The 24843-nt window shown below is 64.2% G+C and carries 21 protein-coding genes; 10 read left to right on the top strand and 11 right to left on the bottom strand.

Annotated elements, in window-relative coordinates:
- Positions 1-3: 3 nt before the first annotated feature.
- Positions 4-783 (bottom strand): helix-turn-helix domain-containing protein, encoded by a 780-nt coding sequence (locus FJ430_RS01330; protein ID WP_140650499.1) that lies wholly within the window; start codon positions 781-783, stop codon positions 4-6.
- Between the two features lie 164 nt (positions 784-947).
- On the opposite strand from FJ430_RS01330, the gene FJ430_RS01325 reads away from it, so the two are divergent.
- The 8 genes from FJ430_RS01325 to FJ430_RS01290 all read left to right on the top strand — a co-directional run bounded on the left by FJ430_RS01325 (position 948) and on the right by FJ430_RS01290 (position 11708).
- Positions 948-3035, top strand: coding sequence for a hydantoinase/oxoprolinase family protein (locus FJ430_RS01325; protein ID WP_413467855.1), 2088 nt, complete (start codon positions 948-950; stop codon positions 3033-3035).
- 14 nt (positions 3036-3049) lie between these two features.
- Positions 3050-5245: a hydantoinase B/oxoprolinase family protein gene (locus tag FJ430_RS01320; protein WP_140702399.1), complete on the top strand. Its 2196-nt coding sequence runs from the start codon at positions 3050-3052 to the stop codon at positions 5243-5245.
- A 5-nt stretch (positions 5246-5250) separates the two neighbouring features.
- A complete protein-coding gene (locus tag FJ430_RS01315; protein WP_140644792.1) occupies positions 5251-5769 on the top strand; it encodes an acetone carboxylase subunit gamma in 519 nt (172 codons plus the stop codon).
- A 52-nt stretch (positions 5770-5821) separates the two neighbouring features.
- Positions 5822-6592, top strand: coding sequence for a glucose 1-dehydrogenase (locus tag FJ430_RS01310; RefSeq protein WP_140702402.1), 771 nt, complete (start codon positions 5822-5824; stop codon positions 6590-6592).
- Positions 6593-6610: 18 nt separating this feature from the next.
- On the top strand, positions 6611-7438 hold the full coding sequence (locus tag FJ430_RS01305) for an SDR family NAD(P)-dependent oxidoreductase (RefSeq protein WP_140702404.1): 828 nt from the start codon (positions 6611-6613) through the stop codon (positions 7436-7438).
- An 83-nt stretch (positions 7439-7521) separates the two neighbouring features.
- Entirely contained in the window at positions 7522-8460 is a 939-nt protein-coding gene (locus tag FJ430_RS01300) for an ABC transporter substrate-binding protein (protein ID WP_140702406.1), read from the top strand.
- 93 nt (positions 8461-8553) lie between these two features.
- Positions 8554-9615, top strand: coding sequence for a quaternary amine ABC transporter ATP-binding protein (locus FJ430_RS01295; protein ID WP_140702408.1), 1062 nt, complete (start codon positions 8554-8556; stop codon positions 9613-9615).
- A complete protein-coding gene (locus tag FJ430_RS01290) occupies positions 9612-11708 on the top strand; it encodes an ABC transporter permease (RefSeq protein WP_140702410.1) in 2097 nt (698 codons plus the stop codon). The genes FJ430_RS01295 and FJ430_RS01290 overlap by 4 nt, the downstream gene beginning before the upstream one ends.
- Here FJ430_RS01290 and FJ430_RS01285 read toward each other — a convergent pair whose 3' ends face one another.
- The 4 genes from FJ430_RS01285 to FJ430_RS01270 form a co-directional block, all read right to left on the bottom strand.
- Entirely contained in the window at positions 11709-12992 is a 1284-nt protein-coding gene (locus FJ430_RS01285; RefSeq protein ID WP_140702412.1) for an O-antigen ligase family protein, read from the bottom strand. It lies immediately after the preceding gene.
- Between the two features lie 41 nt (positions 12993-13033).
- A complete protein-coding gene (locus FJ430_RS01280) occupies positions 13034-14125 on the bottom strand; it encodes an acyltransferase family protein (protein ID WP_140702414.1) in 1092 nt (363 codons plus the stop codon).
- 120 nt (positions 14126-14245) lie between these two features.
- Entirely contained in the window at positions 14246-15427 is a 1182-nt protein-coding gene (locus FJ430_RS01275; RefSeq protein WP_140644846.1) for a polysaccharide biosynthesis/export family protein, read from the bottom strand.
- 186 nt (positions 15428-15613) lie between these two features.
- Entirely contained in the window at positions 15614-16291 is a 678-nt protein-coding gene (locus tag FJ430_RS01270; RefSeq protein ID WP_140650473.1) for a sugar transferase, read from the bottom strand.
- A 607-nt stretch (positions 16292-16898) separates the two neighbouring features.
- Between FJ430_RS01270 and FJ430_RS01265 the strand changes: the two genes are divergently transcribed.
- On the top strand, positions 16899-17171 hold the full coding sequence (locus FJ430_RS01265) for an exopolysaccharide production repressor exox (protein ID WP_140650471.1): 273 nt from the start codon (positions 16899-16901) through the stop codon (positions 17169-17171).
- Here the strand turns inward: FJ430_RS01265 and FJ430_RS01260 are convergent.
- The 6 genes from FJ430_RS01260 to FJ430_RS01235 form a co-directional block, all read right to left on the bottom strand.
- Positions 17145-19040, bottom strand: a complete 1896-nt coding sequence (locus FJ430_RS01260) for an ABC transporter ATP-binding protein (protein WP_140702416.1) — start codon at positions 19038-19040, stop codon at positions 17145-17147. The two genes, FJ430_RS01265 and FJ430_RS01260, sit on opposite strands and share 27 nt — an antisense overlap.
- An 8-nt stretch (positions 19041-19048) precedes the next feature.
- The gene (locus FJ430_RS01255) at positions 19049-19909 is read right to left on the bottom strand and encodes a serine kinase (RefSeq protein ID WP_413467821.1); all 861 of its coding nucleotides are present in this window, start codon (positions 19907-19909) and stop codon (positions 19049-19051) included.
- A 218-nt stretch (positions 19910-20127) separates the two neighbouring features.
- Positions 20128-22038, bottom strand: coding sequence for a lasso peptide isopeptide bond-forming cyclase (locus tag FJ430_RS01250; RefSeq protein ID WP_140702418.1), 1911 nt, complete (start codon positions 22036-22038; stop codon positions 20128-20130).
- Between the two features lie 3 nt (positions 22039-22041).
- The gene (locus FJ430_RS01245) at positions 22042-22458 is read right to left on the bottom strand and encodes a lasso peptide biosynthesis B2 protein (RefSeq protein ID WP_226892033.1); all 417 of its coding nucleotides are present in this window, start codon (positions 22456-22458) and stop codon (positions 22042-22044) included.
- Entirely contained in the window at positions 22442-22741 is a 300-nt protein-coding gene (locus FJ430_RS01240; RefSeq protein WP_140702420.1) for a PqqD family protein, read from the bottom strand. Before FJ430_RS01240 ends, FJ430_RS01245 begins: the two co-directional genes overlap by 17 nt.
- Positions 22742-22897: 156 nt before the next feature.
- The gene (locus FJ430_RS01235; RefSeq protein ID WP_127229803.1) at positions 22898-23050 is read right to left on the bottom strand and encodes a lasso RiPP family leader peptide-containing protein; all 153 of its coding nucleotides are present in this window, start codon (positions 23048-23050) and stop codon (positions 22898-22900) included.
- Between the two features lie 500 nt (positions 23051-23550).
- Here FJ430_RS01235 and FJ430_RS01230 point away from each other — a divergent pair, with 500 nt between their 5' ends.
- On the top strand, positions 23551-24843 hold the full coding sequence (locus FJ430_RS01230; protein ID WP_140702422.1) for a nucleotidyltransferase family protein: 1293 nt from the start codon (positions 23551-23553) through the stop codon (positions 24841-24843).

Genomic DNA, 24843 nt, shown 5'->3' with positions numbered 1-24843 from the left:
GCGCTACCCGTTCATCCGGTGCTGGAAGAATTGCAGGAACAATTCGCGCTCCGTGGTGATGTCCAGCTTCTCATAGATGCGGCGGCGATGGTTCTTCACCGTGCCGACGGTGATGCCGAGGCGCTCGGCGATGTTGGCGGTTGGATGGCCGGCGAGGATCAACTGCACCAGCTCGCGCTCGCGTGAGGACAGCTCCGGCCACAGGTTTTGCGGAATGCTGGGTTTCTGCTGCGGCGAGGCGCCGGGACCGCTCGGCGCCGAGGTGCGTGAAAAGTCTGAGCCGCGCGCCTTGATATCCAGCGCATGCAGCGCCTCGAACACCGGCAGCCGCTCGGTCAGCAGCGCGATCTCGCTGTCCTTGAACGATACGGTCGAGCGGTCGAGGAATATGCCCAGGCACCAGTCGCCGCCGTCGGCGAGCAGGATGCCGACCTCGTCGCAGATTTCCGACTGCGCCAGGAAACCGGCAATGTATTGGCCGCGCTTGGCCTCCTCGTCGGCCAGTCCCTTGAGCGGCATGATGCCGAGCCGGCGCTCGCGCCGCCACGAGGCATAGAAGGGATCGAAGACGTAGTAATTGTCGAGATAGCGCCGCACCATCTCGTCCGAGAAGCGCCGGTGCTTGACGAATTCCGGTGTCCTGGTCGCCGAATAGCGCGTCACCGTCACCAGGTCATGCGCGATGTCGGCGCCGATCAGGTCGATCAGGCAGTCGACATGCCGGTCGGTGCCGGTGGCGGCGATCGCCTTTGCCAGCGGCGCCCAGATATTGCCCATGCGCATGCCCTTTTCTCGGCGAACCGCGCCGCGCGGTCATTGTGTCTTTAGGCATATGGCGCGATCCGGCTCCGGGAATCTAGCCTGTGGTCATTCTCGGCAAGGGAAAGCGACCCGTGGACCAGATCACCACCAATCCAATCGTCATCGGCATCGACGCTGGCGGCACCATGACCGACACGATCCTTGTGGATCAGGACGGCCACTTCAAGATCGGCAAGTCGGCGACGACGCCGAAGAACGAGGCCGAAGGCTTCCTCGCTTCGGCCGAGGATGCGGCGGACGCCTGGGGTATCTCGCTGCAGGATCTGTTTTCCGGCGTCAATGTAGTGCTCTATTCCGGCACCGGCATGCTCAACACGCTGTTGTCGCGCACCGGCCGCAGGCTCGGGCTGATCACCACCAAGGGCCTCGAGGACATGATCCTGATGGGCCGCGGCCTGCAGGCCTGGGCGGATTATTCCTATGCCGACCGCCTGCACGCGGTCACCCACCATCATCCCGATCCGCTGGTGCCGCGCCGCCGCACGCATGGCGTGACAGAGCGCATCGACCAGTTCGGCGACGTCATCTTGCCGCTCTATGAGCACGAGGTGCATGCCGCCGCCAAGAAGCTCATCGCCGACAAGGTCGAGGCGATCTGCATCATGACCGTCTTCTCGCACGTTAACCCGGCGCATGAGAAGCGCATCGCCGAAATCTGCCGCGAGGAGATCGCTGCCGCCGGCGCCGACATCCTCGTCTACACCAGCCACGAGGTGCGCCCGGTGATCCGCGAGCAGTCGCGGCTGAACTCGGTGCTGATCGAGGCCTACGCCACCTCGCGCGGCCGCAAGCAGTTGAAGGGCATCGAGGCCGTCTCGAAGAAATACGGCTTCAAATATGGCGTGCAGACGCTGCTCTCCTTCGGTGGCCTGACCTCGATCAACCATCCGCGCCTGCACGAGACGATGATCTCCGGGCCGATCGGCGGCATCCTGGGCGCCGCCTATGTCGGCAATCTGATCGGCAACGACTCGCTGATCTGCTCGGATATGGGCGGCACGTCCTTCGACATGGGCGTCATCACGCGCGGCCAGACACGCATCGAGAACGAACCGCTGATGGACCGCTTCAAGCTCAACGTGCCGACGTTGCATCTCGACACGATCGGCGCCGGCGCCGGCATGATCCTCAAGGTCGATCCGCTGACCCGCAAGGTCTCGCTGGGACCGGAAAGCGCCGGCTCCGATCCCGGACCGATCTGCTTCGCCAAGGGCGGCACCGAACCGACCATCGCCGATTGCGATGCCATCCTCGGCCGCCTGAACCCCCACTACTTCCTTGGCGGCAAGGTCGTGCTGCAGGTCGAGAAGGCGAGGAAAGCGTTCGAGGAAAAATGCGCCCGGGTGCTCGGCGTCGGTGTCGAGGAAGCGGCCGAAGGCATGATCGACATGCTGGAGGCCGACGCCAACAACGCGCTGCGCCGCGTCATTTCCGGCCAGGGCATCCATCCTTCGGAATTCACGCTTTTGTCCTACGGCGGCTCGGGGCCGCTGCATCTGGCCGGCTGCTCCAGGGGCATCGGCTTCAAGGACATCATCACCTTCCAGTTCGCCGCCGCCTTCTCGGCCTTCGGCTGCACTACCGCCGATTTCATGCGCCGCCATTCGGTATCGACCCAGATCGACATCGGCGCGCGGGCAAGCGATGACGAGCTGGTCGCCTTCGGCAAGAAGGTCACCAACGTCTGGGACGACCTGACCAAGGCCGCGGTCGACGAAATGGTCGCCGACGGCCACGCGCTCACCAAGATCAAGACCGTGCCGTTCCTGATGATGCGTTACACCGGCCAGTTGGAAGACGTCGAGGTGATGGCGCCGCTGTCGGCGATTCACTCCGCCGACGACATGCGCAGGATCATCGCCGAGTTCGAGGCGGTCTACGCCAAGGTCAACCATCGCGTCTCGCGCTATGGCGAGGCTGGCTTCTCGATCACCGAGCTCGGGTTGATCGCCACCGCCGACAAGGTGAAGCCAACTTTGGTCAAGCGTCCGCTCGGCAAGTCGGATCCGGCGTCTGCCCATAAGGACGTGCGCGAGGCCTATATCGGCGGCCGCTGGCACAAGGCCAATCTCTACGAGATGGACCTGCTGCAACCCGGTCACGAGGTCATCGGCCCGGCCATCATCGAACATCCGGCGACGACGCTCGTCGTCCATCCGCAGGACCGGGTCCATGTCGACGAATGGACGCTGCTCCACTACACCCACGCTTGAGAAGGGCGAACGCCATGCTGGACAAACCCGCCTCTGCGCTGCGCATCCGCGAACGGCTGATCGAATCCGAACGGCTGATGGAAGAGACCGGCTGCTATGACGGCATCACCGAGCTTCAGCTGCGCAACCAGGACCCGCTGAAATTCGAGACGCTGCACACCAAGCTGCGCGCCTACTGCGTCTCGGCGCGCGAGATGGCGCGCCGCATCTCCGCCTCGCCCGGCGTGCGCGAGGTCGGCGAGATGGTCGTCGCCATCTACACGCCGGAAGGCGACGCGATCGCGCTTTCCAACGGCATCATGGTGCATGTGCACACGATGAGCCGCTTCATCAAATGGATGATCCGCAACGGCTACGAGGAAAATCCGCAGATCCGCGACGGCGACATCTTCGCCAACAACGACGCCTTCATCGGCACCGTGCAGGTGCCGGACGTGATGGACGTCATGCCGATCTTCCATTCCGGCAAGCTCGTCGGCTGGGCCGGTGCCGTCTGCCACGAGCTCGAAGCCGGCGGCATCACGCCCGGCGGCGACGTGGCACTCGCCCAGGAGCGCTTTACCGAAGGCCTGTTCGTCTGCGCCGAAAAGGTCGGCCAGAACGACGAACTGCGGCGCGACTACGTCATCCGCTGCGAGCGCAATCTCAGGATGCCGATCTACTGGGTGCTCGACGAGAAGGCCAAGGTCGCCTCCTGCATCGATATGCGCGAAAGCGTCAAGGCGCTGATCGACGAGATCGGCCTCGACTACTGGATGCAGGTGTCGAAGGAGTTCATCGAGGAAGGCCGGCGCGCTCAGCTCGCCCGCACGCGCCAGCTCACGGTGCCCGGCATCTACCGCGGCCACACTTTTTACGGCCACGTCACCAAGGGCAAGCCCGGCTACCAGCCGCTCGGCGATCCCGACTGGCTCTACAACATCCCGATCGAGATGGAGATCACCAGCGACGGCAAGATCAAGATGGACTTCGAGGGCACGCAGCCCTGGGGCTATCATTCGATGAACTGCACGCCGGCCGGCATGGATGGCGGCATGTTCGTGACGCTGACGCAGCACATGAACTTCGAGGGCCTGGTCAATGACGGCGCATGGATGGCGACCGAGCTGAAGCTGCCGCACGGCACCTGGACCAACCCCGACAACGAGATGGTGGCGACCGCCACCTCCTGGGCGCTGTTGCTGCCCGCCTATGGCGTCTTCCAGCGGCTCTTGTCGCGCTCCTTCATCGCGCGCGGCTTCGTCGAGGAAGCCTTTGTCGGCCAGGTCAACAGCCCGATGATCGAGATGGGCGGCACCAGCCAGTACGGCACGCCCTTCGGCATGGCGCATTTCGAATGCGCCGCCGCTGGCTCGGGCGCCTTGGCCATCAAGGACGGGCTGGACACAGCCTATGTCGGCTGGAATCCGGAATCCGACATGGGCAACATCGAGATCTGGGAACAGAACATGCCGATGCTCTATATCGGCAGGTCGATCGTTCCCAATTCCGGCGGCGCCGGCAAATATCGCGGCGGCTGTTCCTTCCTGTCGACCTGGCTGGTTTCCAAGACCGATCATCTCAGGCTGGTGACCTCCGAGCATTCCTCGCGCGTCTTCGACAATGGTGGGCTGTGCGGCGGCTATCCGGCGCCGACCTGCCAGAAGCATCGCGCGGTGCGGGACTCGAACATCTTCGAGCTGGCCGAAAATGGCGCGCCGCTGGCGCACCACACCGGCACCAATCCCTACCGCTCGGAGCTGGAAGTGCGGCTGGAAGGCGAGCATGTGACGCTGGAAGGGCCGTACATCACTGCGCCGCACAAGACCGGTGACGTCTTCACCCACTCCTATAATGGCGGCGGCGGTTACGGCGACGTGCTGGAGCGCGATCCCGTCAAGACCGCCCGGGACGTCGAGAACGGCTTCCTCACCAGGGAAGCGGCCGAAGGCATCTTCGGCATCGTGCTCGACGAGGACGAGGAGGGGTTCCCGGTCGCCAATCTGGAAGCCACCAAGCGCCATCGCGCCGAAATGCGGGCAAAGCGCCTGGCGCACGCCAGGCCGGTTTCGGAATGGATGGCCAAGGAGCGCGAGCGGGTGAAGGCGGCCGGTTTCGCGCCCGAGGTGAAGAAGATGTATGCCAGCGCCATCAAGCTCTCGCCGCGCTTCACCAAGGACTTTTCGACCTTCTGGGATGTCGATGCCAAATCGACCTTCGGCGTGGAGTAAGGACCATGACCTCATACAGCAAGGAAGTCATCGCCGATCTGGTTGCCGGCACGCTGCCGTGGCCGCAGACGCGCCGCATCATGAGCGCCTACAAGGACGACGACCGTTTCTTCAAATATGTCGCGGTGCTGCAGGACCGCGTCGGCTGGAAGGATCCGATCCTGCTCCCGGTCGGCGACCATCTTTTCATCTGCCAGAGCGGCGACGAACGGGTGACGAAATGCGAATGCGGCCACTCCTTCGGCGACTACCGCAGGAACTGGAAGCTGAAGGCCGCGATCATCGTGCGCGACACGGAGGAGACGCTGCGCGAGATCTACCCCAACAGCGACCTGCCGGATCCGGATTGGATGGAAATCCGCGAATTCATCTGTCCCGAATGCGGCACGCTGCATGAGGTGGAAGCGGCTGCGCCCGGCTATCCGATCGTTCACGATTTCGAGCCGGATCTCGAAGGCTTTTATCGCGACTGGCTCGGCAAGCCGCTGGAGTCGTCAACGAGAGCAATTCCAGGAAAAGCGTGAAGCGGTTTTCCGTCCGGAATTGCGTCAACAGAGTGGGAGGCTGATGCCGCAGATGGGTCGCGTCGCAGGCAAGGTGGCGCTCGTAACCGGGGCCGGTCTCGGCCTCGGGCGGGCGTCTTCGCTCCTTCTGGCGTCGGAAGGCGCGAAGTTGGTCGTCAGCGACATCGACGAGAGGCTCGCCGGCGATACGGCGGCGGAGATCGTCAAGGCTGGCGGCGAGGCGCTGGCGTTGCGCCATGATGTGTCGAAGCCCGAAGACTGGCCCGCCGTCATGACGGCGGTCGAGCAGCGCTTCGGCCGGCTCGACGTACTGGTCAACAATGCCGGCATTGCCATTGCCCGGAACATCGAAGACACGACACTCGCCGAATGGCGGCGCACCATGGCGATCAACCTTGACGGCGTCTTCCTCGGCTGCCAGGCAGGCATCAAGCTGATGAAGAAATCCGGTGGCGGATCGATCGTCAATCTCTCCTCCATAGACGGCATCATCGGTGAGGCGGATCTTGCCGCCTACTGCGCCTCCAAGGGTGGCGTGCGCACCTTGACCAAGGCTGTTGCGGTGCATTGCGCCGAGCAGCGCTACGGCATCCGCTGCAACTCGATCCATCCCGGCTATATCTGGACGCCGCAGACAGAAAACTACCTGCGCGATCTGGGCACGCTCGAGCAGGAGAAGGCCAAGGCCTTGTCGCGCCACCCCATTGGCTTCCTCGGCGAACCCAACGACATCGCCTTCATGGTCCTCTATCTCGCCTCGGACGAATCCAAATTCGTCACCGGCTCCGAAATGGTGGTCGACGGAGGCTATCTTGCAGTGTGAACGCGGAGACCGCTTGCGATGACCAACCTCACCGGCCGCGGCGCCATCGTCACCGGCGGCTTTTCGGGCATGGGTTTTGCCATCGCCACGGCGCTCGCCAAAGCAGGCGCCAATGTCGCCGTCGGTTCCTATGTGGCGCCTCCGCAGCCGGGCAGGGCGGACGCCGCTTATTATCCCGGCACCGACGAGATCGAGCGCGTGAAGTCGGCGCTTGCCGCTTACGGCACCAAGGTGCATGCCGCCCATCTCGACGTGCGCGACAGCGCGCTCACCAACCTCTTCTTCGCCGAAGCGCAGGCGGCCATCGGCCAGGCAGATATCCTGGTCAACGCCGCCGGCACCACGGCAGAGCAGCCGGTCTGCGGCCATTCCGACGAGCTGTGGGACAAGATCGTCGACACCAATCTCACCGGCGCATTTCGCGCGACGCGCGCCGTCCTGCCCGGCATGATCGAGCGCGGCTGGGGCCGGATCGTCAACGTCGGCTCGACGGCGGCTTCCGTCGGCTGGAAGGACAATCCCGCCTATTGCGCCTCCAAGGCCGGCCTGCTTGGGCTCACCCGTTGCGTCGCGCTCGAAGGCGCTGCGCATGGCGTCACCTGCGTGATGATCAGTCCGACCTGGGTTGAGACCGAGCTGATGCGCCGCAATGTGGCGCAGGTCGTCGAGCGCGAAGGCAAGGGCCGCAGCGCCGAGGAATTGATGGACGAATTCAGGAAAGGCAACCCCCAGGGGCGCATGATGCAGCCGGAAGAGATTGCAGCACTTGCGGTCTTCCTCTGCACGGACCTGGCCAAGGGGATTACCATGGAAAACATCCAGATCACTGGCGGCGCATTGTGGTAGCGTCGGACGAGGGAGTGGATCCCGGCCCTCATGGGAGAAGGCCGGCGTAGAAGAAGGGCTATCAACCAGCTAGGGGAACTGACATGAGAATGAAAACTGCCTTGAAGGGGGTCGGTCTCGGCCTCGCGCTGATGTTTGCCGCGACGACGGCCGGCCAAAGCGCCGATCTCGGCGCCAAGGACGAGCCGATCAAGCTCGCGATGTTGGAATGGACGGGCGCGCATGTTTCGACCCACATCGCGGGGCAGCTTCTGGAGAAGCTCGGCTATCACGTCGAATACGTCACTGCCGGCAACTTCCCGCAATTCTCGGGGTTGGCCGACGGCTCGCTCAGCGCCTCGGTCGAAATCTGGCTCAACAATGTCGGCGACATCTATCCGAAGGTGCTGGCGGAGAAGAAAATCGAGGACATCGGCAAGCTCGACCTGAAGACGCAGGAAGGCTGGATCTACCCCAAATTCATGGAGAAGGTCTGCCCGGGCCTGCCAGACTGGAATGCGCTGAACAAGCCAGAATGCGTGCAGGCGCTGGCGACGCCCGAGACGGCGCCCAACGGCCGCTTCCTTGATTATCCAGCCGATTGGGGTTCGCGCGCGGCCACCATCCTAGCCGACAACAACATGCCTTACACCGCTGTGCCATCCGGTTCCGAAGGCGCGCTGGTCGCCGAGTTGGAAGCGGCCGAGGCGGCCAAGACGCCGCTGATCATGATGTTCTGGGGCCCGCATTACGCGCTGGCCGAGAGCGATGTGGGTTGGGTGACGATGCCGCCCTGCAAGGAACAGACCAACGAGCACTGCATCACGCCTCCGGACGTCGACAAGATCGTCTGGTCGGGCTTCGGCGCCAAATGGCCGGCAGCCTACGCCTTCCTGAAAGCCTTCAAGATGGATGCGACCGAACAGCAGAAGATGATGCTGGCCGTCGACAAGCAGGGCAAGGACCTCGACGCCGTCGTCAAGGAATGGATCGACAAGAACGAGGCGGTGTGGAAACCTTGGCTCGACGCCGCCAAGGGATAATTCGCCGATGTGCCTGACAAAGGCCAAGGGCAACACGGGCCCGGTTTCCGCAATGCGCGGAGCCGGGCGGGCGATCGGCACGGGTCGATAGGAATGGACACTGCCGCGCGCCCGGTCAAGCTTGCCTGCCGCAATGTCTGGAAGGTCTATGGCCGGCGCCCGGGCTACTATTTCGACTCGCGCGGCTATGTCATCGATCCCGACGCGCTGGCCGAGCGGCTGCGTGCGGAGGCGCATCTGCCGGCCGTGGTCGACGCCAGTTTCGAAGTGGCGACCGGCGAGATATTCGTCATCATGGGCCTGTCCGGCTCCGGCAAGTCGACCTTGGTGCGCTGCCTGTCGCGCCTGGTCGAGCCGAGCGCTGGCGAAATCCTGCTCGACGGCAGGAACCTGCTCGCCGCCAGCGGCAAGCAGCTCATCGAACTGCGCCGCCACGCCATGGGCATGGTGTTCCAGAATTTCGGCCTGCTGCCGCATCTGAGTGTATTGGGCAATGTCGCCTTCCCGTTGAAGATCCAGGGCAAGTCGGCGAAGGAACGGGAGACGCGCGCCCGCGAGATGATCGCGCTGGTCGGGCTCGAAGGCCGCGAGGCGTCCCTCCCGCATCAGCTCTCCGGCGGCCAGCAGCAGCGCGTCGGCATCGCCCGCTCGCTCGCGGTGGGCCCGGAGCTCTGGTTCCTCGACGAGCCGTTCTCGGCGCTCGATCCGCTGATCCGCAAGCAGATGCAGGATGAGTTCCTGCGCCTGCAGCGCATGCTGAAGAAGACCATCATCTTCATCACCCACGACATCGCCGAGGCCTTCCGCCTGGCCGACCGGCTGGCGATCATGCGGGCGGGCAAGATCGTGCAGATCGGTCGACCGGCCGACATCGTGCTCAATCCGGCCGACGATTATGTCGCGCAGTTCACCGAGGACATGCCGCTGCTGCGCGTCATCACGGCTGGCGACATTGCCACGCCGGCCGATGGCGCCGCGCTGCCGGAGCGGAGCATCGCCGCCGACACCAGCCTCGAGGCGCTTATCCCTCAGCTCGCCTCCGGCGTGACGGCCTTCGCGGTGCCCGGCGCCGGCGACGGCCCGCCGGCGGTGCTCAGCGCCGGCGCGGTGCTTGCCGTGCTGGAGCGCGAGCAGGCAAGACGCACGCGCTCATGACGGCGCCGGCCGCGATCGCACCACCCCCGCAAAGGATCGCCATCGCGCCGGCCCTTGTCCCCTGGTGCGGCCTGGCCGTGCTGACGGTGCTTTGCCTGCTGCTGAAAACCGAGCTTCCCTGGCTGGTCAGTTTCCCCAAGGAATGGACGCTGCCGCTGGCCACTTACATCAACGTCGTGACCGACGTTGTCGTCGCCGTTATCCAGCCCGGGTTCCGGGCACTCTCCGCCTTGCTCGATGCGCCGATGCGCGGCGCGCGGTTGGCGCTCGCCTGGTTGCCCTGGCCGGCGGTGATGCTGGCTGTCGCCGCGCTGGCGCTGAAATCGAGCGGCGAGCGGCTGGCGCTCTTCGCGCTCGCCACGCTCGCCTATATCCTGCTTGCCGGCTACTGGCCGCAGAGCATGAACACGCTGGCGCTGGTGCTGCTTGCCGTGCCGATCTCGACCGTGCTCGGCTTCCTGCTTGGCGTTCTCGGCTACGCTCGCCCGCACTGGCGTCCTGCGCTGCTCGGCGCGCTCGACCTGATGCAGACGGTGCCGGCTTTCGCCTACCTCATCCCGCTGCTGCTTCTGTTCGGCTTCGGCCCGGTGGTGGGCCTGATCGCCTCGGCAATCTACGCGACGCCGCCGATGGTGCGCAACACCATGCTCGGCCTCGACCGCGTGCCGGCGGCGATCAGCGAGGCCGGCCTGATGAGCGGCTGCACGCGCCGCCAGCAATTCTGGCAGGTCGAGGTGCCGACGGCACTGCCGCAGCTTCTCGTCGGCTTCAACCAAACGACGATGGCGGCGCTGTCGATGGTCATCGTCGCCGCCATCATCGGCGGCTTCGAGGATATCGGCTGGGAGGTCCTGTCTTCCATGCGCAAGGCCGAGTTCGGCCAGAGCATCCTCTCCGGCCTGGTGATCGCGCTGCTCGCCATCCTCATCGACCGTCTCACCATCGGCTTCGCCAAGGCGCCGGAGACCGGGCCGACGCGGGCCATGCGCTGGATGACGCCGCGCCGGCTGGCTGTGTCGCTGGCGGTCGCGCTGGCTCTGGCCGTGGTCATCCGGCTTGCCGCGCCCGATGCGACGCTCCTGCCGGAAACCGGGCTGCGCATGCAGATGGGCGCCGTCAACCAGTGGCTGCTGGGACTCGTGCGCGACTATGCCTGGTTCTTCAACGGCGTGCGCAATGCCGTGCTCTATTGCCTGCTTTTGCCGATGCGCGTCGGCATTTCGGGCGCGGCGACGCCTGCAATATGGGGCTTCACCCTGCCGCCGTCGGTACTGGCCGTCTATGTGGTTTTGGTGGCGGCCTTGGCTGGGTTGGCCCTGTGCCGTTTCGGCTGGCGGGCAGCGGTCGCCGTGGTCGCCGCCGGCCTTGTTCTCTACACCGGCTTTCTCGATCTGCCCTGGCCTGTCTTCATCCTTGCCGTCGCCTTGCTTGCCGGTCAGGTGGCGGGCTATCGCCTCGGTATCTTCGCGCTGGCCGGCTTCGGGCTGATCCTGGTCAACGGCCTGTGGCCGCAACTGGTGCAGTCGCTCTATCTCTGCACGCTGGCAGTCCTTCTTTGCCTTCTGGTCGGTGGCGCCCTCGGCACATGGGCGGCGCACAGCGACCGCGTCTCGCGCATCCTGAAGCCGATCTGCGACGCGCTGCAGACCATGCCGCAATTCGTCTTCCTCATCCCGGCGTTGATGTTCTTCAAGGTCGGCGAGTTCACGGCGCTGATCGCCATCATGCTCTACGCCATCGTGCCGCCGATCCGCTATGTCGAGCATGGATTGCGGCATGTGCGCGCCGATGTCGTCGAGGCGGTCGAGCAGATGGGCGCGACGCCGATGCAGACGCTGCTGCACGCCAAGCTGCCGCTGGCGCTTCCCGTCGTCATGCTCGGCCTCAACCAGACCATCATGGCGGCGCTCTCGATGCTGGCGATCGCCGCCCTTGTCGGCACGCGCGATCTCGGCCAGGCGGTCTATGTCGCGCTCGGCAAGGCCGATGCCGGCATGGGCCTGATCGCCGGCCTGTCGATTGCCTTCCTGGCGATCCTGGCCGACCGGCTCATCCAGGCCGCGGTCGCGCGCTCCGCGGCTGCGTCGCACTGATCAGACCGGAGCCGGCATACGGCCGCTGGCATGCCTCTCGTCCTCGGCGGGAATGGCCACTCTGCGGCGCCGGAAAGCCGGCAACGGGGTCAGGCTGAACAGGCCATAGTAGACGATGAAGGATGCCATGAAGTAGGGGCCGAGCATCTCGACCTCGAAGAAGGAGCGGATCAGCATCAGGCCGATCGCGCCGGCAAGCACCACCGAATCGGCGTTCCAGTCGCCGAACACCACTTTCGACACGTGCCCGTAGAAAGAACGCAGGATGACCAGCGCCAGCAAGGTGACGCCGATAAAGCCGATTTCAACCAGTGTCTCGACATAGGTGTTGTGGAAGTGGAAGCCGGAGCGGGTCGAGATGTAGAATTCCGCCCACAGCCGTTCCGGATCGGCAAAGCCTTGCACCCAATAGGCGGCATAGCCATAGCCGAGCAGCGGATGCTGCTGCGCCGCCTCCCAACCTTGCTCCCACAGATAGGTGCGGCCGGTGAGCGTCGAATCCTTGCCGAAGATGCCGAGCACGACATCCAGCAGGCCGAGGTTGAGCGCCGCGACCACCCCTGTCACCAGCGCGCCGGCGCCGACGATGAACAGCACGCGGCGATAGCGCAGCGACAGCACCTTGGTCATGCTGAGCAGCGCCACGATGCCGATCACCGCCGGCAGCGAGGCCACCGACGTTGCCGAATGGGCGATGGCCAGCATGTAGACCGACAACAGCATGATCGGCGCGGTCCAGACGAAGCCCAGCCAGTTGCGCCGGTAGAAGGCCAGGAACGCAAGGCAGAAGAAGATGCCGAGCGATGAGAAGAAGCCGATCTGGTTCTTGGAGCCGAAGGCGCCGACGAAATTGACCGTGCCGTCGATCGTGTCGAGCGCGTAAGCGCCGACTTTCAGTGAATAGAGCAGAACGAAGAAGATGCCGATCAGCGAGCCCACCACCAGCGTGCGCACGTTGATGGTGCGCGCCGTGACATAGGCGCAGACGATGTGCGAGGAATATTGCACCGCCGCGCGCGCGCTGATGCCTGCCGCCTGGGACCAGAACACCGAGAAGCAGACATAGGCCGCAAGCAGAATGGGCAGCCAGGCGCTGGAGAGCTTCCAGGTGAAGCGCCGGTAATCGACGAACAGCAGCGGCAGCCAGACGGCGTAGTAGGCGAGGATCAGGATCTGGCCGAAATTGGGCGAGTAGGCGAAGGCGAGCATGGAAACCGCGACGGCGAAAGTGCCGTAGGTCTCGTTGCGATAGGGATCGATCAGAATGGATTTCGGAATCTTCATACCGGATTTTGTCCGTTGAGCCCTTCTTGTGCGACGAACCGCTACGCCACGGCCCGCGCGCGCTGCATCTGCCGCTGCAGGAAGCGCCGCACCGGCTCGTCATAGATGCGCGTGGCGATGTCGGCGATGACGACGACCGAGGCCGCCATCACGATGCCGAACCAGGGATGATGCGCGAACGGATCGATCGAGAAGGCCTTGCCGGCCCCGGCGATGATCATCAGCATCGGCGTATGAATGATGTAGATCGGGTAGGAAATCCGCCCGAGCCAGCCATAGAAGCCTGATAGAAGCGGCGCGGTCGGTGCCACCGCGCCGGTCATCACCATGAGCGGGAAGACGATGACGATGGCGGCGAGGTCGTAGACGACGCGCGCGCCGCCGGCCGGAGCGATGGCGAAGACGGCAAGCGTGAGCAGGATCACGCCTTCGACCCAGAAGCCGCGCCGCAGGAAGCCGAGGCTGCCCTGCCAGCGCTCCATCGATCGGCAGAGCAGCACGCCCAGGAAGAACGAGAAAGTTACGCGCGGCAGGCCGCTGAGGATGGTCTTGCCAGTCATGCCGAAATCGAGCGTGCCGGCGAAGATCGAGGCGACGACGAGCAGCACGAGGCTGGCGCCGACGATCCCCGTCAGCACCCGCCGCGAGAGGAGCGCGAAGACCGCGACATAGGCGATGTTGACGATGAGTTCGAAGAACAGCGACCACGAAGCGGGATTGAGCGGAAAGATCGTGTGATAGGCGTCGCTGACCAGCGGGATGAAGAGCATGCCGGTCGTCAGCTGCATGCCGATCTCGGACAGCGGCATGTATTCGGCCGGCATGAGCCTGTTCTTGACCAGCAGGTAGAAGAAGCCGAGCAGCGTGCCGGCGAGATAGAGCGGATAGAGCCGGATCAGGCGGATGGCCACGAAGGAGCCGAAGCCCATGCCGTTCTCGATCTTGCGGTCATAGGCATGCGCGATGACGAATCCGCTGAGCAGGAAGAACAGATCGACCGCGAGATAGCTCGACGGCAGCACCTTGCCGTCGGCCAGGAACGGCGAGAAATGGTAGAGCATGACGCTGATCGCCGCCACGCCGCGGATGGCGTCGAGATTCAGATAGACGTGACGCTGGGCTGCGGGCTGCATGTTATGCCTTCAAGCGGTCCAAAACAGATCGCCCGCCCGCGCCGCAACGCGAACGAGCCTGGCTTGTCCCTCCCGCCTCCGGTTCCCGGCTCGCTTCGGGCAAGCTTCGGTCCGGCGGCGCTACTGGCTGGCCGTCGGCGCCAGCTTCACCTTGATCACGTCGCCCGGCAGAACAGGCGTGTCTTCCTTGGCTTCGATCTCGCTCGTCTTGCCGTCGGCAACCCGCACTAGCGAATAGAGCAGGGCCGGCTCCTCATCTCCGGTGATGCTGGCCGCCGTCGCGGGGTCCGACGCCTGCGCGATCAGGCCCTTCTGCATGCCGGCCTTCAACGTCGCCTCGTTCAGGTCGGCCTCGGCCTGCTGCCGGTTGGCGGTAAGGGTGGAATTCAGCGAGTTCCTGGCATCGATGGCGTCCTGCTCGGCCTTGCTGATCGACTGCTTGGCGGTGAGGATGGCCGTCTCGTAATCCAGGATCTTGCCCTGCAGGTCGGTGACCGACTGCTGCGAGGAAAGCAGGCGCGCATTGGCAACCAGGCCCTTCTGCGCCAGTGGACCGATGCTTTCGGCCTGCTTCTCGGCCAGATCGACCTGCTTCTGCTGGTTGGCGATCTTCTTTTGCAGCGATTCGATTTCCGACTGCAGAACGCCCTTCAAATCGTCGAGCGCATCGAGCTTCAGCTTCAGCGATTTCTGGTCGGAGACCAGGATCGCCGTTTCGTCGGCGACGATGGTCGCCAGTTTCGGATCGCCCCCCTCGATTTCCTTAGGCACCTCGAAAGTCGTCTTGCCTGCAAGGTCGGCATCGATCCTGGCTCGTTTGACGAGCAGGCGGATGCGCTGATCGTCATAGATATCGAAGCTGCCCTTGGCGGTAACCAGATCCTTCCCAAGCTGCGGGCCGTAATCGGCGTTGCGCCTTATGCCGCCGGCGATGCTGACTGCCTTGAGCACCGTCAGATCGGGCACGAAGGGAAACTGGCCGGGGTTCTGGACTTCGCCGGAAATATAGAACGGCCGGAACTGCGCCATCTCGACCGAGGCTTCCGGCTTGTCGGGCAGCGCCAGCTTGCGCTGCAACGCCAGCCCGATCGCCGAAGCGACTTCCGCCGTCGTCTTGCCGGCGGCCTGCATGTCGCCGACGAACGGCACCGAGAGCGTCCCGCTCGGGCCGACCGAATATTCGCCATTGAGGGCTGACCAGTCGCGGAACGTGCCGTCGACCGTCTGCCATTCGGCGACGCGGATGTTGAGCTTGTCCTGTGGGCCAAGCTGATAATCGCCGGCGGCGGCCAGCTGCGGCATCGCGAGCGACGCCGCAACAAGCAACGCGCCCGCGAAGCGGGCCGTCGTCTTGGACAGGAGACTGCAGGCGTAAGACAGTCCGAAGGGGTTTTTTGTCAAATACGTTTCCGATTCGCTTTGGCCCCATCCACCCGATGAGATCACTGCCGGATGCCTGCCCCGAATCTGGCGGAGCAGGCCCGTCGGTCAATAGCTGCCGCGTGACATCCACACGGCAGGAACGGTCTTGAAGATGATGCGAATATCCTCGGACAAAGACCAGTTCTCGACATAGTGGCGATCGAAGGCGACGCGCGTGTCGTAGGACACGTCGTTGCGGCCGCTGACCTGCCACAACCCGGTCAAGCCCGGACGCGACTTCAAGTAATAGACCGCGGCACTGCCGTAGATCTCCAATTCGTCGCGCACGACCGGGCGCGGGCCGACAAGGCTCATGTCGCCCTGCAGGATGTTGAGGATCTGCGGCAGTTCATCGAGGCTGAGCTTGCGAAGCACCTGCCCGACGCGGGTGACGCGTGGATCGTTCTTCAGTTTGCGTGTCGCGATCCATTCGGCGTTGGCATCGGCATTGGCCGCCAGATACGCAGCGAGCACGCGCTCGCCATCCGGCACCATGGTGCGGAATTTGAGGCAGGAGAAAATCCTGCCGCCGCGGCCGATGCGCTTGTGGCCATAGAAGATCGGACCGTTGTCCGAAAGCTTGACCAGCAGCGCGACCATTAGGAAAAGCGGGCTGAGCAGGATCAGCCCGGCCAGGGAACCGACGATATCGAAACTGCGTTTGAGCAGACCGCCGATGGGGGGTGGAAAATCAACGCCGACCTGCGCAAAACCCGCATTAGCCGACTTGGCGACGTCCCTCATGCAGAAGCTCCATACGTTGAACGGATGGTTTACGACAAGATATCAAAAAAATGCTGCAGCGCAACACACAATTTCCCATCGGACTGAAATGCTCACGTCATGAATTGACTAAATAATAAACCTGCCCTGCCCAAATTTTCACCTTTGTGGCACGTTTATGACAAGGTGAGAGCGAACCAGGAAAATGTAGTCCGCCTTTTAGGCCATTTTTGGACAGTGCATTCTTTGCTGCAGAAGAAACGCGGTTGCGCGCCGTCGGAAGCACTCGCCATGGTAAGTTATTCAGATAAAATACTAATCAAAGTGGCGAGTTTTACTGAAGCGGCAGGCGGCTAATTGAATAGCTGCCGGAGCCAGAGTGTGCGACGCAGCATGGCAGAGTCGATCTCGTAAAATCGTTGGAAACCATACCTGCACGGCCTTGCTCCGGCCGACCCGCCTTAATAGAGTCGCAAATTGTTCCTGTCATAGTCTGCATGGGTAAGGAAGGTCGGAAGCAACCGGCCGGATAGGGCAGCCAGAAAAAGCTCTTTGGCGCAACGGGGAGTTACGCGGGTGGGTAAGTCGCAGCTTCTGCATGCTCGTCTCGGTTGAGAGGCCGGCGAACATGTCTCTGCCAAAATTCATCGTCGGGATGATCTTCGCGCTCGCGATCGTCATCGGCTGGTCTTATTTCGATGGCGCGTCGGCGGGTACCATCCTCCTTCGCGCCGTCGTCTGTGCCGTCATCATCCAGGCCGGCTATTTCCTCCTCGTCTTTGCCATGATTGGCGGAACCACGCCGACATCGGCCGACAAGGCCCGCGAGGCTGACCGCGGCACGATCCTGAACAAGGTCGCCGACGGCGAAAAGCTAAGCGCCAGACGCAGCCTCCACTGAACGTTCGACCGGCGCCGGGACCAGTCCCGTCTCGACCGATGACGCGCCTTCGCGCTCGGCCTGCTCGCCGGACAGCATCCTGGCAAGGCGGCTGCCGGCCTTTGCCTTCAGCCGCCGATATTGTCCGACCTCGACGATGCGTCCGTTCTCGATGGCCACCACCCAGTCGGCGAAGGCAATCATCGACGGCCGGTGCGCGATGGTCAAAATCGTCATTTGGCCGCGCAGCGCCTCGATCGATTGGGCGATCAGCGACTGATTCTGCCAGTCGAGCGCGCTCGTCGCCTCGTCGAGGATGAGCAGCGAAGGCTTGCGCAGCAGCGCCCGCGCCAAGGCGATGCGCTGCCGCTCCCCGCCGGAAAGCCGGACGCCGCGGTCGCCCACCACCGTCTCCAGCCGCAATGCCAGGCGCTCCACGAAATCGGCCGCATGGGCGTTGCGCAAGGCCGCCCATAGTTCTTCGTCGCTGGCCGCGGGCGCGGCAAGGCGCAAATTGGCGGCGATCGTGTCATGCAGCAGGAACACGTCCTGCGGCACATAGGCGACCCGATCGCGCCAGGCCCTGCGATTTTGCGCCGTGATCTCCACGCCGTCGGCCAGGATGCGTCCCGCGGTCGGTTCGAGCAGGCCGAGCAGCATGTCGGCGATCGTGCTCTTGCCGGAACCGGAAGGGCCGATCAGCGCCGTCACCTTGCCGGCCGGCAGGCCGAAGGTGATATCGCTGACCACCGGCTTGCCGTCGCCCTCGCCATAGGCGAATGCCACATCGCGGATGTTGAGGCCGGTCTCGAGAGACAGTCTTGCCCCTTGTTCGGCCATGCTTTCTTCCGGCTCGCGCTCGGCATCGAAGCGGGCCTGGAGGCTTTTCATCGAAGCATAGGCCGGCAGGTTGATCAGCACCTGCTGGGTCTGGAGCTGCATGTCCATGAAGCGCGGCGCGACCCGCATGAAGACCAGGAGCAGCACGACGATCTCGGCCAGCGACAGGTGGAAACGGACCAGCGCGACATAGATGAAGAGGCTGAGCCCGATCACGCTCGTAACCTGGAACAGGGCGGTGCCGAGCGAACTGTTGCGGACGAAGGCGATGTTGTCGGTCTTCATCTTGTCCAGCGTCGCGCCGAGCTCGGCAAAATAGCTTGCCTCGACATTCAGGCTCTTGGCGACCTTGATGCCGCCGAGGAACTCGGAGACCGTGCGGTACTGATCCTGGCGATTGCCGGTCAGGGTGCGGCCATAGGCGCTGGCGCGCGCCCTGAACGGCTGCAGCGCAACCAGCAGCACCAGGCCGATGAAAATGGCGAAGGACGTCATCACCGGCGAGATGAACAGCGAGACCACGAGATAGCCGGTGAGAAGCAGCGTCGCTTGGGTCAGCATCAGCAGCGAGAAGGCGGCCACCTGCACTCGGTCGACATCGCCGTTCAGCGCATGGTCGAGATCGGAGCCGCGGATGCGGGTGAAAACGCCCCAGCGCGCCTTGCCGACGCTCTCGAACAGGTTCATGCGCACGCGGTTGACGAAGTCGTAGAGCAGCCGAGCCATGTAGACCGACTTGAAGCGGTTGAACGTCGCTTGCAGCGCCACCAGCGCGACGAGCAGGCAGAGCACGGTCGCGAGCGACAGCGTTCCGCCGGGCACCAGCCAATGCAAGGCCTCCGGCACCCGCACCGCATAGTCCTGGTCGGGCTTGCCGATCAGGCGCAGCAGCGGAACGAGCAGAAGGATCGAGATGCCTTCGGTGAGACTGCCCAGGATCAGGAAGGCAAGCGCCGTCGCCGTGCGCCGTCCGCCGACATGCGCCATCATGGCGCCGAAACCGGCGATGTCCCGGAAAAGCGACAGGCGAAACTTCGAGGACCAGCCCATGCCCTGGCTCACCTCGTTCCGGACGCCAGGTCGGTTTCGATCGCGGCGACCGCTTCGTCGATCCGGGCGAGTCCGGCCGGCACTTCGAGGCGGCTGACGCCGACCCGGCCGGCGACCTGCGCGCATTGGCTAAGATGCGCGGCGGCAAGATCGCCGGGCAGCGCCTGCCGGCCGAACCGCGTGACATAGGAGAATTTGATGATCGCTGGCAACGCGGCGGCGCCGATCAATGGCGAGATCGCCGCCCGCCCGCCGCGTTCGAGCACATAGATGCGCGATACCGGCACCGCCTCGGTGGCAAATCCGTCATGCAGCCGATGCTGCGCCTTGTCGATCTGCGGATGCACCTGCGGACGCACTTCCGCCTGCTCGAGGCGAATGGCGCTGGCCGCGTCCGCCGCGAGCTTGAGCTGCGGAAATCCGGGCAGGATCATCGGCCGGTCAGGATCGGACAAATCCAGCGCCACGACGTCGTCGGTGAGCAGGCGGTGACCGGCGCGGATCATCGCGCCCGCCGTCGTCGACTTGCCGGCGCCCTTGTCGCCCATGAAGATCACGCTCCTGCCGCCGACGGCAATGGCGCTGGCATGCAGGACGAGCAGCCCGCGCCGATGCAGGGCAAGCGCCATCACCGGCCCGAGCAGCGGAAAGGCGAGCAGCGGGTCGTCGATCCCCAGCGCCGGATCGACATCGATCCGCTTGGCGTCGCTGATCATGAAGGTGCCGACCGCCTGCCAGGAAAGATATTGGCGCGTCGCCTCGAACCGGAACGCCGCGGCGCCCAGCGATGCGCCGTCGGGAAAGTCGACCGGCCCGATAGCGATATCGAGGTCGGGTGTCGCCGGCGCCATCGGTTCCAGTTCCGGCAAGGCCACTTCCGAGCTGACGACCAGCCCATAGGCCCTGTAGAAATGGCGGACGCGTCCGCCCGGCGCCGTCGTCTCGGTGGCTGGTTCGGGCTGCGCAAGACCGTTATGGCGTTTCGTTGAATCGCCATCACGGTCTAACTCTTTGTTAGGGCATGATCTTTCTCCGAAAACCGGTTCCCACTTTTCGGGATCATGCTCTAGGGAAGCGATCGGAAGGTTCATGCGGGGCTTCCTTGGATTTGCCGCAGCCACAGCGACAGCGAAACCGAGCGCCAGACATGCTGGACGTCGGGCAGCGTCGCCTGCTCGGGCTGGCGCAGCATGCGCTCATAAACCGCGTTCACTTCAGGCAGGTTGACATAGGGCGCGATCCACTCGCTGTCCGATATCAAAAGCTTGTCCAGTAGCTCGCGGTGGTTGCCGAGCATGCCCCTGACCAGGTTGGCGGTGAAATCGATCTTGTCGCGCCGCCATTGCACCGCCGGCGGCAGAACGCCTTGCATCGCCCGGCGCAGCACATGGCGGCCAAAACCGTCCTTGAGCTTTTCCTCGCCGGGCAGCGCCAGGCAGAATTCGACGAGCGGCTTGTCCCAGAACGGATAGCGCGGCTCGACGCCGAAATTGGCGGCGGCCTTGTCGAGCACTTCGAAGGCATGCGGCACCAGCCCGGTGGACAGAAGCCAGCGATGCGTCAGCGCTTCGCTGGCGCTGACGGCGGCGGACATGTAGCCGCTGCGATGAAAGCGCTCCGCAAGATCGGTGCGCCTGGCAAGGTCCGGATTGACCAGGCCCGCCCAGGCGCGCGGTGCCGATGCCGGCCGCTGCCGCACCTTGCCGACAAGGCGTCGGGCCATCGATCGCATCCGGGCGATCCGCCAGGCCGGTCCGTAGATGGTCAGGAACTTGAAGTAGAGGGAGAGCATGCCCTCGCCATAGGTGTTCGCAGCGCTGTGCAATTCGCGCCACAACTCGAGCCACCGGCCGGCATTGGCGAGTTCGTGAAGGTGTCCATGGCCCTGCGAGACGACCTCGTCGCCGCCATGTCCATCGAGAAGCACTTTGACGCCTTTTGCGCCCGCCGTCCGGTAAAGGTCGCGCGTCAACGACAGGCCGGGCGCCAGGAACGTGCCCTCCTGCTCCTCCAGGATGCGCTCGAACTCGGCGAAGGGCGCGTAATTGCTCACCGCAATCAGCGTGGCGTCGAGCGGATTGCCGTCGAGCACCGCATCGATGAACGGCTTCTCGTCCATCGACGAGCCCTTGTCGAAAACCAGCGAGAAGGTCTTGAGCCTCGGGTTGCGCTGCGCGGCCGCGCGAAGACCAGCAACGCAAGCGATCGAGGAGGAATCGAGCCCGCCGCTCAGCATGGCGCCGACGGCCGGCGTGCCGCGCATCCGGTTCTCCACCGATTGCGCGAAGAGATGCCTGAATTCCTCGGCCGCGTCCGAGCGCGGCGGCCGTTGCGACGGCTCGATCTGCCAGTAGCGCCGCAGCACCACCTGGTGGCCTGCGACCGTCATGCCGTGCCGTGCCGGCAGGCGGAAGATCTCGGCGTAGGGCGTGGCCTGCGGATCGTCCGGCAGGCCGGCGAGGAAGCCGGAAATCTGGTGCTCGCTGAGGCGCCTGCCGATGCCGTCCAGCGCAAGGATCGGCCCGATCTCCGAGGCGAACGCGAAGCGCCTGCCGGTCGAATGATAGTAGAAAGGTTTGACGCCGAAATGGTCGCGCGCGCAAAACAGCGCCTGGCGCTCGCCGTCCCATATGGCGAAGGCGAAATCGCCCTGCAGATAGGTCGGGCAGGCCTCGCCCCATTTGAGGTAGGCGCGCATGATGAGCACCGCGTCGGCGATCGACCGGTCGCGCATGCCGAGCCGCGCCAGAAGCTCGTCGCGATTGTCCAGCCGGCAGTCTGCGGTGATGGCGAGCTTGCCGCCGGCCATCGTCAGTGGGCCGGGACCATCCTCGCCGGTCGTGTCGAGCCAGGCGTGGCCGAGCGCCACGCTGCCCTCCGTCCACCACGAGTTGCCGTCGCGGGCGCGGTGGCGCATGCGCGAAAGCATCTGCTGGATATCGCCGGCCCCGGCGGGCCGGTCATTGTCGCTGAGCACGATTCCTGCGACGCCGCTCATCGCTCACGACCCATGGTCGACCAGATGGGCAAATCCTTTGATCGAGCCGCCAAGCACGATGTGGTTGCCGCTCATCAGCCAGGCATGCGCCTTGAACTCGCTGCCCGTTCCTTTCTCGATGCCGATGCTGATCTTCGAGGCGCTGCCCTGGCGCGCGAGCAGATACTGTCCAGCCAGCGCCTGGGTAAGGCAGCTGGCGCCTGGCACGAGCCGCGCCGCGGCGGCGACGCCCCATGCGACACGCCGCAGGTCGGCGATGCTGGCATCGCGTCCGGCGTCCAGCCGCGTCACCAGGCTGCGGACACGGTTGTAGGAAGACAGCGTCAGCGCAAGCCGTACCGCGCTCACCACCGTCAGGCAGCGCGCCAGAAACAGCATTTCCTGGCCGCTCAGCGAGCGGAGCCTAGACCAGTTCCTCACTGTGGAGCCTCGCAAGCCCTGCTTCGCTCAGCCCCTTGAGCAAGCCCTCGACATCGGCCTTGCAGCGTTCGGCGTCGACATTGTAGCGCGCAAGCACGGCGCTGCGGATATCGAGGACCGATCGCGGCTCCTGGATCTGCTCCCAGATGAAGGCGCCGACGCCGTTCAGGCTGTAATAGACATTGGATTTCAGGTGGAGCAGCGCCAGTCCGGCGCCGAATTCACAAGCCACCGCCTCGTTGGTCGCGACGACGCGGTCATCGTCCGAAGGGTTCCAGTGCATCCTAAAACCTCGTTGCTGGCCCGCCGCGCCGTCAGACGTTGCCGTGGATCGGTTGCCGACGATCCCCGGCAGGAAGCCGGGGGACAAAAGCCCCCCGGGCTCACCTGTTGGAGAACACCCGGAGCCCCAACTTCGACTCCCGGATACCTGTAAGCTTTAAGAGAAAGTCAGCTCGCCGATCGGCGTGTGCGCGGGAAAGCTCGCGTCGAGCGCCGTCGTGCCAGCACCGCCCTGCGTGATCGTTTCAATCGAACCATGAACCGTCAGGCTGGGGGTTTCGTACTCATGCTTTTCAACATTCTGTTCCATTTTACTCTCCAATTAAGGACTGGAAGCGGCTGCAGGCTGCCGCCAGCATATCGCTATGCTGCAATGCGATTGCTGCACGGCACCATCCATGAGTCAAGCCTGATTTACCAAGCATTAATCAATTCTTGGTTGCGCTCGCCTTCGTTGGTAATCAAGGTGTAGGCGCCGTCATCCTAAACCTCAGCCGTCCACGAATTCAACCGTAGGTCTTTGCCGTTTAAATAAGCATCTGATTTAATTATGATAATTTGCTAGGCGAGAAATTCATTTCGCAAATGCGAAGAATTTGCTGCAAGAAATCGCCACGTTCCGGCTCGCGTTGGCATATCCGGTTTTGTCTTCAAAAGTGATTGAGCGTGCAGCGGTTTTAAACGCTGCGGTTGCAGTCACGAGCCGGCCTCTGCCCGGTTTTGGGCGATCTCGTCAATTTTCCCGATGCTTTTCTTCGCAGGTGCGGTATAAACCGCGCGGGCGGCATTTTGCGGAGAACGACATCGGGCATGGCGATGCAGGATGGCTCCTATGAAAGGCTGCGCGCCGCCGGCTGCGCTGACGAAGTCGCTTATGTGCAGGCCTGCCTGAGGCTGTTTTTCGCGCCAGGCGTCGACATCACGGGCGGCCGGGCCGACATGCCCGCGCCGACAATCTCGTCGGCCCCGGCAATCTCAGCGACCCCAACAATCTCGGCAGCCGCAACAATCTTGGCAGCCCCAACAATCTCGGCAGCCCCAACAATCTCGGCGGCCAATGTCGCCGACATCGCCAGGTTGAACAAGGTCGCCGTCTTCCTGCTCAAGGCGCTCGCGCATACGCCCGGGAATGCCGCGCCAGCGGAGTTGCCTGCCTGGCTCGACGGCTACCGCCGGCGCACCATGTCGATGAATGCCGCCTGCATCGGCGATTCGATGGCCATCGATCGCGTGCTGCGCGAAAGCCGGGTCGATTTCGTCTTCCTCAAGGGGCCGCTGCAGCAGCATCTGCTCTATGGCGACCATTTCATGAAGCCATCCGGCGATGTCGACATACTGGTTTCGCCGACCGGTTTCGCCAGGGCCCGCGATGCGTTGCGCACGATCGGCTATGAGGTTGCCGGCAAGTCGCGTTCGGTCTGGTGGGTGCGCTTCCTCGGCGAGCAGCATATGGTTCGCGAAGACGGCACGAGGGCCTCGACCGTCGACCTCCACCACCGTCTCCAGCAGCCGGGGTCGCCCAGCCCCCGCGACATCGACGGCTTCCTGCGCCGCAAGCGCGAAGTCGCGGTGGCCGGCGCCGCCATGCCGATCATCTCGGCGGCCGACACCTTGCTTTTGTCTGCGATCAGCGTCGCCAAGGCCTTTTTCAACCGCGAGCCCTGCGCCGGCTATGTCTGCGACGTCAGGGCCAGCGCCAGCCGCCTGAGCGAAGCCGAGCAGCGGATGGTTCTCGACCACGCCGCCGAGCAGGGCCTGGCGGACACGCTGCTCTTGGGGTTGCGTGCCGCCGACGTGCTGCTCGGCGCCGCCGGTACGCTGCTTTCGGATCGCGCCGACCGCATTCTGGCGCGCATCGACAACGCCGATCTCTTCCACATGGTGGTCGCGCCCTGGCTCGCGTCGCTGCGCTGGCCGCAGCGCCGCCATGTGCTGTGGGAGCTCTGCGGCCGCGAGCCGGTCCGTTACCTGGCTGAAGCCGGCTGGGCTGCCTCCGCCGACCTCAGCCGGCGCATCTTCGAGCGCCCGGCCACGATTGAGCCGGCGCGGAGCGAAATGATCAAAATCGTGGGCGGGGCGGCCACTCATGCAAGCGAAAGGTGA

The sequence above is a fragment of the Mesorhizobium sp. B2-8-5 genome (genome assembly GCF_006440675.2).
Taxonomy (GTDB): Bacteria; Pseudomonadota; Alphaproteobacteria; order Rhizobiales; family Rhizobiaceae; genus Mesorhizobium.
The sequence above is the reverse complement of the archived record's forward strand: the minus strand, read 5'-3'. Positions and strand labels throughout refer to the sequence as shown.